The sequence below is a fragment of the Vibrio pomeroyi genome, from assembly GCA_041879425.1.
Lineage (GTDB): Bacteria > Pseudomonadota > Gammaproteobacteria > Enterobacterales > Vibrionaceae > Vibrio > Vibrio pomeroyi_A.
This window is the reverse complement of sequence record CP090854.1, coordinates 996,165-1,012,685: the sequence shown is the minus strand read 5'-3', so window position 1 is coordinate 1,012,685 and position 16,521 is coordinate 996,165. Positions and strand designations below refer to the sequence as shown.

Sequence of the window (16,521 nt, the reverse complement as noted above, 5' to 3'; positions counted from 1 at the left end):
ATAAAACATCAAAACGAACAAATTTAACTCACCTATGTTTTGAGAGAAACATAGAGAATTTGGGCAGGAAACACCCTTCATATACGGACTTAAAACTAATTTTTCAAATAATAACAAATTAAAACACAGATCACACTTAGCCTTACGGAACAGGCATCTATTAAATGTTACTTACAAAAATCTGACATAGATCTCACCAAGTCAAAATATAGAGTATAAACACTAAAAAACAAGTCATACCCATTAATTATCAATAAGTTAATTGCATTAAAAATACAAAATTCAAAAACACACAAATTTCATCTGGTCTGAACAGATCATAGTGGCCTCTGGGAGCATTGTATCGGCAACTCACCTCGGGTAGCCTGCTCAACCATTAAACAAATTCACACGTTTTCATTGCGGATAACTGCTTTCCGTTAAGCAGTACTTTGGACAGGATTTAAATGGACATTACCCTCACATTCAAATACCCCCTTCTCGCATGAAACACGTTCTCAACGTCTGCAAGTCAATGAACTTCGCACTCCCTATTTCAGTCAGGTGGCCAACTTTCGGCAGCCTTACTCTTCAGCTGCGTTTGCCCAAATCTGTTTCAGATTTATTTTCGATTCAATTAAAAGCGCAGCCTCAAAACACGACATCGCCCTCAGTGATTTCAAGTGGAGACTCATAATGAGCCAACCCGAAAAAAATACACCGGAATCAGTCGACGACACTCGACTTAATAAACGTCTTAAAGACATGCCTATTGCTATCGTTGGTATGGCAAGCATGTTTGCGAACTCTCGTTACTTAAACAAGTTCTGGGATTTGATCAGCGAAAAGATCGATGCAATTACCGAAGTGCCTGATACGCACTGGCGTCCAGAAGATTACTACGATTCAGATCGTACAACGCCAGACAAGTCTTACTGCAAGCGCGGCGGTTTCATCCCTGAAGTCGACTTCAACCCAATGGAGTTCGGCCTTCCGCCAAATATCCTAGAACTGACTGATACGTCACAGCTGCTTTCTCTGATCGTGGCAAAAGAAGTACTTGAAGATGCAAAACTTCCAGAAGGCTACGACCGCGACAAGATCGGTATTACCCTCGGTGTTGGTGGTGGTCAGAAGATTGCTCAAAGCCTGAATGCTCGTCTGCAATACCCTGTTTTGAAAAAAGTATTCAAGAGCAGTGGCATCAACGACGAAGACAGCGAAATGCTAATCAAAAAATTCCAAGACCAATACATACATTGGGAAGAGAACTCATTCCCTGGTTCATTGGGCAACGTAATTTCAGGTCGTATTGCTAACCGCTTTGACCTTGGTGGCATCAACTGTGTAGTAGACGCTGCGTGTGCTGGTTCTCTAGCAGCAATGCGTATGGCTCTAAGTGAACTGGTTGAAGGCCGCAGTGAAATGATGATCACTGGTGGTGTGTGTACTGATAACTCACCAACCATGTACATGAGCTTCTCAAAAACGCCAGCATTCACCACTAATGAAACCATTCAACCTTTCGACATCGACTCAAAAGGCATGATGATTGGTGAAGGCATCGGCATGGTAGCTCTTAAGCGTCTTGAAGATGCAGAGCGCGATGGCGACAGAATCTACTCCGTGATTAAAGGTGTCGGTTCTTCTTCGGATGGTAAGTTCAAGAGTATTTACGCGCCTCGCCCTGAAGGACAAGCAAAAGCACTAAAACGCGCTTACGACGATGCTGGTTTCGCACCGCACACACTGGGCCTGCTAGAAGCGCACGGCACAGGTACAGCAGCAGGTGACGTTGCTGAATTTGGTGGCTTAAACTCAGTGTTCAGTGAGAACAATGAAGAGAAGCAACACATTGCATTAGGCTCTGTGAAATCTCAAATTGGTCACACCAAATCAACCGCAGGTACTGCTGGTTTAATCAAAGCAGCATTGGCATTGCACCATAAAGTACTGCCGCCAACGATCAACGTGTCGAGCCCGAATCCTAAACTGGACATCGAGAACTCACCGTTCTACCTAAACACACAAACGCGCCCTTGGATGCAGCGTGTCGACGGCACACCACGCCGTGCAGGTATCAGCTCATTTGGTTTTGGTGGCACGAACTTCCACGTAGTATTGGAAGAATACACGCCAGAACACGCACGCGGTGACAAATACCGTCAGCGCCAAGTGTCGCAAACTCTGTTATTCAGCGCTGAATCTCGCCAAGCACTGCTCAACGAGTTAAAACAGGTTTCAACTCAAGCTGCCGATGCTGCGTTCAAACTGGAAGCACTTGCAGAGCAACATGGCTTGCGTGAAGTTAACGCTAAGCATGCTCGTATTGGTTTAGTCGTGACTGACCAAACAGACCTTCAAGCGCAACTGAATCAAGCGGTTTCAATGCTTGAAAGCCAAACCAAAACACATTGGCAGATGCCAAACGGTACTAGCTACCGTGAGTCTGCACTGATTGCTGAAAACGGCGCAGGTAAAGTAGCGGCACTATTTGCTGGTCAAGGTTCGCAATACCTAAACATGGGTCGCGAGCTTGCTTGTCATTACCCTGAAATGCGCCAACAGCTTGCTCAAGCGGATCAAGTATTTGGTCAGCACAAGAAAACGGCTCTGTCGCAAATTCTGTTCCCAATTCCAACCTTCACACCGGAAGCAACCAAAGCTCAAGAAGCTGTGTTAACCAACACGGCCAATGCGCAGAGTGCGATTGGTACTGTGTCTATGGGTCAGTTCGACATCATGACTCAAGCAGGCTTCAAAGCAGACATGGTCGCAGGCCACAGCTTTGGTGAGCTAAGTGCACTATGTGCATCGGGTGTTATCTCGCAAGACGATTACTACCAGCTAGCTTTCGCTCGTGGCGATGCTATGGCGGCGACACCAGAACAAGGCGACAGCGGTACTATGTTTGCGGTCATCCTAGACGCAGACAAACTTCCAGCCGCTGAAAGCTGCATCAGCCAATTCGAAGGCGTGAGCATTGCCAACTACAACGCTCCGACTCAACTGGTTATTGCAGGTCCAACTGCGACGGTTCAACAAGCAGCACAAGCGCTAACTGAACAAGGCTTCAAAGCGATTGCTCTGCCAGTGTCTGGTGCTTTCCACACACCGCTTGTTGCTCACGCTCAAAAACCATTTGCTGTTGCAATTGATAAAGCTTCATTCAGCGCTCCAACGCTGCCGCTTTACTCAAACGCAACGGGCAAACTGCACAGCAAAGACGCGAAAGCGATCAAGAAAGCGTTCAAGCAACACATGCTGCAATCGGTTCGTTTCAGCGAGCAAATTGAAGCGATGTATGAAGCGGGTGCGCGTGTATTCGTTGAGTTCGGTCCTAAAAACATTCTTCAAAAGCTGGTTGAAAAGACATTGGCTGATAAGAACGAAGAACTTTACGCAATCAGCATCAACCCAAGCCCTAAAGGCGACAGTGACCAACAACTTCGCTTAGCTGCGGTTCAACTGTGCGTGGCTGGTGTTTCATTAGACAACATTGACCCTTACCAAGCTGACATTACTGAACCTGCAAAGGCATCACCAATGAACATCAAGCTGAATGCAACCAACTACATCAGCCCTGCTACTCGTAAGAAAATGGATCAATCATTGGCTTCGGGCAACGTCACCGAAAAGACTGAGATTGTTGAAGTGAAAGTTGAAGTCGAGAAAATCGTGGAAAAAGAAGTGATTAAAACAGAAATCGTTGAAGTACCTGTGGCTGCTCCTCAAGCTTCAAATGTACAACAGTCAGTTGCTCCAGCACCAAGTGCACAAGTAGCAACAGCTGCTCCACAATCACAAGTGGTTCAGACTGCCCCAGCAGCTCAAGTAACAGTTGATGAATCTTCACTGCAATCGTTCTTCAATGCTCAGCAACAAGCAGCAGAAGTACATCAGCAATTCTTGGCGATTCCTCAGCAATACGGTGACACGTTCAACACCCTAATGTCTGAGCAAGCGAAAATGGCAACAGCAGGCGTAGCAATTCCTGAGAACCTACAGCGTTCTATGGAAATGTTCCACCAGCACCAAGCTGAAACGCTCAAAGCGCACGCTCATTACCTAGAAATGCAAGCGCACAGCAACAGCTCTGCACTTAATATGCTGACGCAAGGTTCAGTACAAACCGCACAACCCACCTTCGTTGCGCCAGTAAATGCTCAGCCAGCGATTCAAGCTACTCCAACAGCTATCGTTGAACAGCCTGTAGCTCAAGTACAAGCGACTCCTGTACAAGCCGCGCCAGTTCAAGCTCAGTCTGTTCAAGTTACACCTGTACAGAAAACCGCTCCTGCTCCACAAGTAGCGGCTCAAGCGGCAGCGCCTGTTGCAGCTCAACCTGTGCCAGTTAAAGCGCAACCAGCTCCTGTGGCTGCACCAGTAGCAGTGCAATCAGCAGATGCTGAAAAAGTGATGCTAGAAGTAGTTGCTGAGAAAACGGGTTACCCAACGGAAATGCTTGATCTAGAAATGGACATGGAAGCAGACCTTGGTATCGACTCAATCAAGCGCGTAGAGATCCTTGGTACCGTTCAAGATGAAATGCCGAACCTACCTGAGCTGAACCCTGAAGATTTAGCTGAGTGTCGTACTCTTGGTGAAATCGTTACCTACATGAACAGCAAGATGCCAGCATCAGCGCCTGTGGCAGCACAGCTAAGCGCAGCCGCTCCTGTTCAAGCCACTAACGGTCTTGATGCAAAAGTCGTTCAACAAACCATGCTAGAAGTAGTTGCTGAGAAAACCGGTTACCCAACGGAAATGCTTGATCTAGAAATGGATATGGAAGCAGACCTTGGTATCGACTCAATCAAGCGTGTTGAGATTCTAGGCACGGTTCAAGATGAACTGCCTACTCTTCCAGAGCTAAACCCTGAAGACTTAGCTGAGTGTCGCACTCTAGGTGAAATTGTTGCCTATATGAACAGCAAGCTTCCGGCTTCTGCACCAGTTGCAGCACAAACGGAAGTAGTTGCTCCAGCAGCAGCTAACAATGGACTAGATGCAACTGTTGTTCAGAAAACCATGTTAGAAGTGGTAGCAGAGAAGACGGGCTATCCGACTGAAATGCTAGATCTAGCAATGGATATGGAAGCTGACCTTGGTATCGATTCAATCAAGCGTGTTGAAATCCTAGGTACAGTTCAAGACGAGCTACCGACTCTTCCAGAGCTAAACCCTGAAGACCTCGCAGAGTGCCGTACTCTAGGCGAGATAGTCGACTACATGAACAGCAAGCTTCCGGCTTCTGCTCCAGTAGCAGCTACAGCATCTGCACCAGTACAAACAGTATCAAACGGTTTAAACGCAGAGCAAGTTCAAAGCACAATGCTGAGCGTAGTAGCCGATAAAACGGGCTACCCAACAGAAATGCTCGACCTAGCAATGGACATGGAAGCAGACCTTGGCATCGACTCAATCAAACGAGTTGAGATCCTTGGTACGGTTCAAGACCAGCTACCAACATTGCCAGAGCTAAATCCTGAAGATCTCGCTGAGTGTCGTACTCTGGGTGAAATCGTTGACTACATGAACAGCAAACTAGGCGCTAATGCAACACCTGCTCCAGAAGCAACTGCAACCGCTGCAGAAAGCGTAAGCAACGACCTAAACCACTTCCATCATGTTCAATCCACAATGATGGAAGTGGTTGCCGACAAAACAGGTTACCCAGCAGAAATGCTCGACCTAGCGATGGACATGGAAGCAGACCTTGGTATCGACTCTATCAAACGTGTTGAGATTCTAGGTACGGTTCAAGACCAGCTACCAACGCTGCCAGAACTAAACCCTGAAGACTTAGCTGAGTGTCGCACGCTTGGTGAAATCGTTACTTACATGCAAAGCAAGCTTTCCGCGGCTGCACCTGTAGCGACTGCTAAAGCTGAATCAGTAACGCCTATCGCAGAAACAGCGACAGCGGAACTTCCTCCACACAATGAGGTGGCGCTAAAAAAGCTACCAGCGGCAGATAAACTCGTCGATTGTTTCTCAAAAGACGCTTGTGTCGTGATCACAGATGATGGTCACAACGCCGGTGTTCTAGCAGAAAAGTTGACCGCTAACGGCATTCAAGTTGCTGTAGTGCGTAGTGCTCTTTCTGCCGCGTCACCTTTAAACAGTGAAATCGCAAGCTACACACTCAACAGCGTCGATGATGCGGGTGTGACTGCGGTTATTAAAGACATCGAAGCAGACCTTAAAACGTCGAACAAAGTGATTGCTGGCTTCATTCACCTACAAGCTATCGTTGATGCAAAACAAAGCAACGAGCAAGCGGTTAACTTGAATGCAGATTCAAGAGCTTCGCTAACCACAGCGTTCTTGTTCGCGAAGCACCTAAATGGCCAACTGAATGCGGTTTCTGGTCGCAGCGTGTTCTTCACGCTAAGCCGTATCGACGGTGGCTTTGGTTACCTAGATACTAAGCAACTAGCGAATGCAGAACTTAACCAAGCCGCGTTATCTGGTCTAACTAAGACACTGAGCCATGAATGGTCAAACGTATTCTGCCGCGCATTGGATGCTGACGCTTCTATTGATGCTCGTCACCTAGCTGAAGCTATCACAGGCGAACTGTTCGATATCGATACCAACACGGTTGAAATCGGCCTTAGCCATGCGGAAAACGGCGAATCTGGTCGTGCAACATTGATTGCGGCAACACCGGGTGCTGCACAAACGAAGAATACAGGCGCTCAACTCACCAAGAGCGACAAAGTTCTCGTAACTGGTGGCGCTAAAGGCGTGACGTTTGAATGTGCACTGACGCTTGCTAAGCAATGTAAGTCTCACTTCATTCTTGCAGGTCGTAGTAAGCATATTACTTCAGCTGAGCTACCTCAGTGGGCACAAGGCAAGCAAGAGAAAGAGCTAAAACCAGCGGCTATCGCTCACCTACAAGCAACAGGTGACAAACCAACGCCTAAGAAAGTTGATGCTCTGCTAAAACCTGTATTGAGCAGCTTTGAAATCAACGCAGCACTTGCCGCTTTCAACGAGATTGGCGCAAGCGCTGAGTACCTAAGCCTAGATGTGTCGAACCATGAGTCAGTAGCGAAAACGCTGGCGAATTTCGACGGTATCACGGGGCTTATCCACGGCGCAGGCGTACTGGCTGACAAACACATTCAAGACAAAACGCTTGATGATCTAAACATGGTTTACGGCACGAAAGTGGGCGGACTAGAAGCGGTTCTTAGTGGTCTTGATAGCAGCAAGCTAAAACTGATTGCGATGTTCTCTTCGGCGGCGGGTTTCTATGGAAACACTGGCCAAAGTGATTACTCGATGTCTAACGAGATCCTAAACAAAGCGGCTCTACAACTATCTGCTCGTAACCCTCAAGCGAAAGTGATGAGCTTCAATTGGGGACCGTGGGACGGTGGCATGGTAAACGCAGCACTGAAACGTATGTTCACAGAACGTGGTGTGTACGTAATTCCTCTTCAAGCAGGTGCAGAGCTGTTTAGCTCTCAACTACTGAACGAAACTGGCATTCAATTGCTGGTTGGTACGAGCATGCAAGGTTCTGACAACAAGGAAGCTGCTGTAAAAAAGCTTAATGCGGAGTCTGTGCATCTTGCAAAGAGTCCGCTGAATACAAGCATCACTGTGACACGTCATCTTGATCCTAAGGCATTGCCTTTCATTCAAGATCACTGCATTGCCGGTAACCCAGTGTTACCGACAGTGTGTGCCATCCAATGGATGCGTGAAGTCGCAGAGCAACTGTTAGGGGTGAACGTTAGCGTTCACAACTACAAACTGCTTAAGGGTGTGATTTTTGATACCGATGAAGTGCAAGAGCTGAAACTGGTTCTTTCTTCTGACGCTAAAACAAAAGATCAGCTAAAAGCGGTGATCAGTTGCCAAGGGCGACCACAGTATCAAGCTCAGTTGCAAGTGGCCTCTGTGCAAGTGTCTGAAGATGTTCAACAAGCGTCAGAAAAGCGTTTTGAAGCCAACACTTCAGCACCTGTAACAACGGCGCAAGCTCTATACAGTGACGGCACTCTGTTTCACGGACCAAGATTACAAGGTATTACCTCAGTCGAACGCTTTGACGACTTAGGCTTATTGGCTCAATGCCAGTTGCCTCAGATTGAAAACAGCGACTGCGGATCATTTATTCCTAAGCAAGGTTTTGGCGATAGCCAACCATTTGCTGAAGATTATCTGTTACAAGCCATGCTGGTATGGGCTCGATTGAAATACGGCGCGGCAAGCCTACCGTCTGCAATTGGTGAGTTTATTTGTTACGCACCGATGCACAATGGTGACCAAGGTTGGCTAGAACTGAGCGTGATAAAAAGCACGGCTCGTTCTCTGCAAGCTGATATCTCGCTTTTCCACCAAGATGGTCGTTTAAGTGCGGTAATGAAAGGTGCAAAAGTCACCATCAGCAAGAGCTTAAACGACGCATTTTTGCCGAAGTCTAGCTCAGCAGTATCAAAGAAAGAGGCGACTAAGAACGCAGAAAAGGAGCAATTGTCATAGTGACTGTTCCTACTAATAAAGCGATGCCATTGCGCATCGCTCTTTTAGCTCAGCCAGCAAACGCGGCTGAGCTTTCTGCCGACTTATCACCTTCGCTGCCAGAGATAGTTACTGTTGTGGTTGATGGCAATTTTAATCAAGCACTTGCTCACGCCATCGAGACCGTCAATCAAGGTAATGTTGTTAAGCTTTGTTTGGATTCTCACTCACCATCATTGTTGATGTTGAGTGCGCTGAATGCTGCTAAGAATAAGATTCACCCACACGCGAATTTAGCGGGCTTTGCCGAAACTCTCGATCTAAATAATGGAGATAGCGTTCAGCTTGCTCTAGAGATGTCACGCCGCCCCGCTTCAGATTTAAGCCATCAACAACAATATTCTGCACTCTCTGCTTCGAAGCAGTTTGATGAATTGTTGAATATGGTTAATGCGATATCGAGCCGTTCATTGCCGAGCCATTCATTAGCTAATAATTACTGGTTCACTGAGCCGAACAAAGCACGTGTTGCTTCATTGACCTTTAATGACGATAGCCAAAACGCAACCAGCCTGATACTGACTCAAGCGACCGGTTTGCAAGAACCAAAACCATTGCTATCGAGCGAACGTTTGATGTTTGTGGTTTCTGGCAATGGCCAAGCTGAATTGGTTTCTCAGTTAACCTTGTTAAGCGCAGAGCTTAAATGCGTTAACGAATCGGCAGACCGTGAACTTGCTATCGCCAGCGTGATGCATTCAAACCTAAGCCACTTTCAAAGCGTTCAACACAATGCTGGCCGTGGTGCGAATATCGTGATTCAAGCCGCCTCAATTGAGGCTGCACTACAAGAGATCACAGCGCTAGAAAATGCGTTGCCAAAAGTAATGGCTGACAATAGCCAATACAAAACCCCAGCGGGCAGTTGTTTCTCACCGATGCCTCAAAGCAAAGGTGGCGTTGCATTTGTTTACCCTGGTGTTGGCACGGTTTATCCCGGCATGTTGCGCGAGTTTCACCACCATTTCCCACAGTTATTTGCTCGTTTAGAACGTGAAGGTAACTTGAAAGAGATGCTGCAGGCTGACAAAACCTACGCTGAAGACTCGCAAGAAATGTCGCTCAGTGAATTGGCCATAGCAGGCGTGGGCAGTAGTTATCTGTTAACACAACTGCTATGTGATGAATTCAAAGTACAGCCAGACTTCGCTTTGGGTTACTCCAAAGGTGAAGCTTCCATGTGGGCGAGCTTAAATGTTTGGAAAAACCCACATGCGCTGATTGAGATGACTCAAACCAGTCCTATCTTCACCACGGCTATTTCTGGCGAACTCACCGCAGTGCGTCAAGATTGGCAGCTGAACGGCGACGAAAGCATCCAATGGAATAGCTTTGTGGTTCGAAGTGATGCACAAGCGATTGAGGCTCTGTTACCAGAATTCCCACGCGCTTATCTCGCTATCATCCAAGGTGACACTTGCGTACTGGCAGGTTGTGAAAGCACCTGTCGTGCATTGCTCAAGAAACTGGGTAAACGTGGCATTGCCGCTAACCGTGTTACCGCAATGCACACTACACCAGCCTTGAGTCAGCACAGCCAAGTGCAAGAGTTTTACACTCAACCATTGTTTGACGAGTTGCCAAAGCATATCCGCTTTATCAGCGCCGCAGGTCTACCGATTGGCGCACCAATCAATATCGACCGCGACAGCATCGCCCTTTCGATTGCCGACACCTTCTGTTCAACGCTGGATTTCACCGCGTTGATCCAGAGTGCGCGTCAGCAAGGTGCTCGTCTGTTTGTTGAAGTGGGTGCCGATCGTCAAACCAGCACATTGATCGACAAGATCAACCGCAGCGACAACGTAGCAGACCAATACTGCTCAATAGCTTCCAATGCCAAGGGTGGGGACGATGTTGTCACGCTCATCAAGTGCATTGGTCAGCTCATTACTCATCAAATCCCACTGTCTGTCGAGCCACTTATTCAAGGGCTAGAACAACAGATCACCGCCGCTAAGCAATTAAGTGGTGTGTCTCAAGGCAGCGCAGTGAATCATCAAGGAGAGCTAGTATGAGTTCTCAATATCAGGTTCAAGCCAAGACTAAGCAGCAAGTGAAGTGTAATAAGATCGCGATTGTCGGTATTGCGAACCAATACCCAGAAGCTGATACGCCAAAAGACTTTTGGCAAAACTTGCTGAATAAAAAAGATTCTCGAACCACATTAAGCGCTGAAAAGTTAGGCGCTAAACCTGAAAGCTATCAGGGCGTTCAAGGTGAATCAGACCGCTTTTACTGTGATAAAGGCGGCTACATCGAAAACTTCAATTTCGACAGTAATGGCTACCGCTTAACAGCTGATTCATTCAAAGGTGTCGACCAGAGTTTCCTTTGGGCTTTGGATACCAGTCGCAAGGCTTTAGTAGACGCAGGCGTTAGTTTAAATGCCGATGTTTTAGAGCGCACAGGTGTGATCATGGGTGCCCTTTCGTTCCCAACCACACGTTCAAACGACCTGTTTCTACCGATGTACCACTCGGTGGTCGAGAAAGCACTACAAGCTAAATTGGCTAATGACCAGTTTTCACTGCTACCAACCAATGAAACCGCGCAAGACCTCAACCCGATCAACGGTGCGGCAGCACACAACGCCTCTAAGTTAGTCGCTGATGCGCTAGGTTTAGGCAACGTGCAACTTAGCCTAGATGCGGCATGTGCAAGTTCAGTGTATTCATTGAAGTTAGCGTGTGATTACCTGAACACAGGCAAAGCCGACATGATGTTGGCAGGCGCGGTATCCGGTGCTGACCCATTCTTCATCAATATGGGTTTCTCAATCTTCCACGCTTACCCTGATCACGGTGTGTCGGTTCCGTTTGATAGCAACAGTAAAGGTCTGTTTGCTGGCGAAGGTGCCGGTGTGTTAGTCCTAAAACGCTTAGCTGATGCAGAGCGTGATGGCGACAACATCTACGCGGTCGTCAGCGGCATTGGTCTATCAAACGATGGCCGTGGCCAGTTCGTATTAAGTCCAAACAGCAAGGGACAAGTCCAAGCCTTTGAACGCGCTTACGAGGCTTCAAACCTATCACCAGACAGCATTGAAGTGATTGAGTGTCACGCAACCGGCACACCATTAGGTGACAAGGTTGAGTTAACCTCAATGGAGCGTTTCTTTGCTGACAAACTGAATGGTTCTAACCCGCCATTGATTGGCTCTGCGAAATCAAACCTCGGTCACTTACTGACTGCGGCGGGTATGCCAGGGATCATGAAGATGATCTTCGCGATGAAAGAAGACGTGCTTCCGCCAAGTATTAATTTGGATAAGCCGCTATCGTCACCAGAGGGTTTATTTGGTTCACAAACGCTACCAACACAGGTTCAACCTTGGCCAAGTAAAGCGGATAACCAAGAGCGCTGTGCGGGTGTGTCTGTATTTGGTTTCGGTGGTTGTAACGCTCACTTACTGCTTGAAGCGTATTCTGACAAGAGTAATGTAAATCAGACTCTAGAGTCAGCGTCTCCAAGCCTACAATCGCCTAATTTAAGCATTACTGGCCTCGCATCGCACTTCGGTTCTCTGCAAAGTATCAACGCGCTCAGCGCTGCAATTGAGACCAACAATGATGCTTTCATTGCCTTGCCTAAGAAGCGCTGGAAAGGCTTAGACCAACATCCAGAACTACTGAATCAGTTTGGTTTACACGGCATTCCGAACGGAGCTTACATCGATCAATTCGATCTCGATTTCCTACGTTTTAAAGTGCCGCCTAATGAAGATGACCGTTTGATCTCTCAGCAGTTGCTACTGATGAAAGTTGCAGACGAAGCCATCAAAGATGCCAAGCTTGTGGCAGGCCAAAAGGTAGCAGTACTGGTCGCAATGGAAACAGAGCTTGAGATGCACCAGTTCCGTGGACGTGTAAACCTACATAGCCAACTGGCTGACAGCTTTGCCAACATGGGTATTGAACTAACACAAGACGAATACCAATCGCTAGAAACCATTGCGATGGACAGTGTGATGGACGCAGCCAAGCTGAACCAATACACCAGTTTCATCGGCAATATCATGGCTTCGCGTATCTCTTCATTGTGGGACTTTAACGGCCCTGCCTTTACGATTTCAGCCGCTGAACAGTCGGTTGCTCGTTGTATCGATGTTGCACAAAACCTAATGTCGCAAGAATCCATGGACGCAGTCGTAATCGCAGCCGTAGACCTAAGTGGCAGCGCCGAACATGTGATTCTGAAGAACAGCGTGAGCCCTGTATCACTTGCTCCAAAATTCGACCAGCCACAAGACGGCAGTTGGAATGTGGGCGAAGGCGCGGGTGCAATCGTTCTTGTTGAAGAGAGTCGAGTAACAAGCAACCAAGATACGGCTTACGGCAGCATCAATGCATTGGCCTTTGGATCAAGTGAGCGTAACAACGCCGTTACCGATGAATTACTGACTCAAGTCGGTATGAGCTCGAACGATGTTTCTCTGCTTGAGCTTAACCATGCACCTGAGTCTTCATCTCATCAGTTTTCATCACATGAAACTTCGCCTGTCAGCCTACGGAACACAAAGACGACTCAAGCGAGTCAACGTGTTGGTCACTGCTCTGCAGCTTCTGGCATGGCGAGCCTACTACACGGTCTCCTTAACCTGAACCTTGAGTCTCTGAATCCAAGCATCAGTTCTAAGAACGCGATTGTTGCCAGCATCAGCGAAGGACAATGTTCACAGCTGCTACTAAGCCAATCGAGTGTCGAATCTCAATCACTTTCTGTTCGCTTAAGTAGTGAACTGGCAAGTGATGCTAAGCGTCAATTGGTTAAACAAGTGACTCTCGGTGGTCGCGATATTTATCAACATATCGCAGAGACACCAATCGCTAACCTAGCGCACATTCAACAAAAAGCCTCTGGTAAACAAGCAGCAAGAGTGGCGTCGGTTCCAACGACAGCAAACATCAAAGCAGCCCTTGCGCAAAAAGAGTTAGAGAAGAAAGCACTAGCGCAAAACACGGTAGAGCCAGTCATCGAAACTCCTACATCAGTATCCCCTACTCTGGCGCAAGATCGCCACAGTCAGCTAACAGGTAACCACAGCAATATGACTCATGTCCTATCCGCTAAAAATGGCGTATCAAACATCAACGCTAATACGGATGCAGTATCACAGCCATCTGTAACACCACACAACCAAGCCTTTGCTCAAAATCAGCAGGCGGCGCAGCAAGTTCACAAAGCCTTTTTACAAACACGTGCACAAGGTCTGCAGATTGCCGATGCTTTATTGAAAGCACAGCTAAACGCAGTGACATCTGGTTTAGATAGCAATGCCCTTTCTCAACAAACGAATGGCCAACAAACGGCAGCTCAGTCTATTCAAACTCAACCAGCTCAGGTTCAGGAAGCACCAGTCAACGTACTTGCAACGCCAGCACCAGTAAAACCTATCCGTAAGCCGTGTATCTGGGATTACGATGATCTGGTTGAGTATGCGGAAGGTGATATTGCGAACGTGTTTGGTCCTGACTACGCGATCATTGATAGCTACTCGCGCCGCGTTCGTTTGCCAACTACCGATTACCTATTGGTATCTCGTGTTACTAAGCTCAACGCGACAGTGAACGAGTACAAGCCAAGCACCATGACCACAGAATACGACATCCCAGTTGATGCGCCGTATCTTGTAGATGGTCAGATCCCTTGGGCTGTTGCAGTTGAATCTGGTCAGTGTGACCTAATGCTGATCAGCTACTTAGGCATTGATTTCGAAAACAAAGGCGAACGTGTTTATCGCCTGCTTGATTGTACGCTGACCTTCCTTGGCGACTTACCTCGTGGTGGCGATACGCTGCGTTACGATATCTCAATCAACAGCTTTGCTCGCAATGGCGACACGTTGCTGTTCTTCTTCTCGTACGAATGTTTCGTTGGCGACAAGATGATCCTGAAAATGGATAACGGTTGTGCAGGTTTCTTCACTGATGAAGAGCTAGCTGACGGCAAAGGTGTGATTCACACTGAAGATGAAATTAAGGCTCGTAAGCTTGCTACTAAGCAACGCTTCGACCCAATGTTGCACTGCCCTAAAACGCAGTTTAACCACCAAGAACTGCGCCACCTACTGACTGCAAACATTGCAGAGTGTTTTGGCCCTACTCACCAATCTGATCGCCACCAGCCTTCTTTATGCTTCAGCTCAGAGAAGTTCATGATGATCGAAAAGGTCAGCCGTGTTGAACCGCAAGGCGGTACATGGGGACTTGGTCTGATTGAAGGTCATAAGCAGTTAGAGCCTGAGCACTGGTACTTCCCTTGTCACTTCAAAGATGACTCAGTAATGGCTGGCTCTTTGATGGCTGAAGGTTGTGGTCAACTGCTTCAATTCTTCATGATGCACCTTGGCATGCACACGCTTGTTCAAAATGGTCGTTTCCAACCGCTTGAAAATGCGCCTCAACAAGTGCGTTGTCGTGGTCAAGTTCTACCACAATCGGCAGAACTGACTTACCGCATGGAAGTGACCGAGATTGGTCTAAGCCCTCGTCCATACGCGAAAGCTAACATCGATATTTTGCTCAACGGCAAAGTGATTGTTGATTTCCAAAACTTGGGTGTGATGATCAAAGAAGACGACGAATGTACTCGTTACCTGCCTTCTTTAGAAACGGCTGTTGCGACCCCTATTATCGAAAACTTGGGCCATACACCAGCAGTGAATCAACAGGCTTCAGCGAATGCACCACTGATGGCGCAAATTGAAGACCTAAAAACTGCGCCAAACAAAGGCGTGATTCCTCTTCAACACGTTGAAGCTCCGGTGACTCCAGATTACCCGAACCGCACACCCGATACGGTTCCATTTACGCCATACCACATGTTCGAATTCGCGACTGGCGATATCGAAAAATGTTTCGGCCCTGATTTCTCTATCTACCGTGGAATGATCCCACCACGTACTCCGTGTGGCGACTTGCAGTTAACCACTCGTGTTGTTGAGATCGACGGTAAGCGTGGCGACTTCAAGAAACCTTCATCGTGTATCGCTGAATACGAAGTGCCAGAAAACGCATGGTATTTCGATGAAAACAGCCACCATACCTTGATGCCTTATTCGGTATTGATGGAGATTTCATTGCAGCCAAACGGCTTCATCTCTGGCTACATGGGCACCACTCTGGGGTTCCCAGGTGAAGAACTGTTTTTCCGTAACCTGGATGGCAGCGGCAAAATGCTGCGCAATGTCGACTTACGTGGCAAAACCATCACCAACGATTCTCGCCTGCTTTCAACCGTAATGATGGGCACTAACATCGTACAGAGCTTTAGCTTCGAACTGAGCACTGATGGCGTGCCGTTCTATGAAGGTACAGCGGTATTTGGTTACTTCAAAGGCGCTGCACTGAAAGACCAACTGGGTTTGGACAACGGTAAGGTGACTCACCCTTGGCACGTTGATAACAACCGTACGCCGGATGTAAACATTAACCTGCTAGACAAAACGACGCGTTACTTCAATGCACCAGTCTCGTCTACTGGTGAGGTACAAGAGCACTACAAATTGGCTGGCGGTCGTTTGAACTTTATCGATACCGTGCAGATCACCAGCGACGGTGGTAAAGACGGCCTTGGCTACCTATACGCTGAGCGTACGATTGACCCGAGCGATTGGTTCTTCCAGTTCCACTTCCATCAAGATCCAGTAATGCCAGGTTCTCTAGGTGTCGAAGCAATCATCGAGCTAATGCAAACCTATGCACTAAACAAAGATCTTGGCGCTGGTTTCCGCAATCCGAAGTTTGGTCAAATCCAATCTGAAGTGAAATGGAAATACCGTGGTCAGATTAACCCTCTGAACAAACAGATGTCTCTGGATGTACACATCACAGCGATTAAAGACGAAGACGGCAAGCGCATCATCGTTGGCGACGCAAACCTGAGCAAAGATGGCCTGCGTATTTACGAAGTGAAAGACATCGCGATTTGTATCGAAGAAGCCCCTGCTAGCGATAAAGCTTCTGGTATCAAGAAAGCATAAGCCGCCATTAGAGA

General features: G+C 47.6%; 3 protein-coding genes. All 3 read left to right on the top strand.

Features of this window, described 5'->3' with window-relative positions; translation table 11 throughout:
- Positions 1 to 675: 675 nt before the first annotated feature.
- The 3 genes from L0992_04545 to L0992_04535 are packed head-to-tail and all read left to right on the top strand — an operon-like array spanning position 676 to position 16,507.
- Positions 676 to 8,484, top strand: coding sequence for a phosphopantetheine-binding protein (locus L0992_04545; GenBank protein XGB67963.1), 7,809 nt, complete (start codon positions 676 to 678; stop codon positions 8,482 to 8,484).
- On the top strand, positions 8,484 to 10,541 hold the full coding sequence (locus L0992_04540; protein ID XGB67962.1) for a PfaB family protein: 2,058 nt from the start codon (positions 8,484 to 8,486) through the stop codon (positions 10,539 to 10,541). The genes L0992_04545 and L0992_04540 overlap by 1 nt, the downstream gene beginning before the upstream one ends.
- Positions 10,538 to 16,507, top strand: coding sequence for a 3-hydroxyacyl-[acyl-carrier-protein] dehydratase FabA (locus L0992_04535; GenBank protein ID XGB67961.1), 5,970 nt, complete (start codon positions 10,538 to 10,540; stop codon positions 16,505 to 16,507). Before L0992_04540 ends, L0992_04535 begins: the two co-directional genes overlap by 4 nt.
- Positions 16,508 to 16,521: the final 14 nt, after the last annotated feature.

Coding starts and splice junctions, on each gene's coding strand:
- L0992_04535 (XGB67961.1), top strand. CDS start 10,538: ATGAGTTCTCAATATCAGGTTCAAGCCAAGACTAAGCAGCAAGTGAAG.
- L0992_04545 (XGB67963.1), top strand. CDS start 676: ATGAGCCAACCCGAAAAAAATACACCGGAATCAGTCGACGACACTCGA.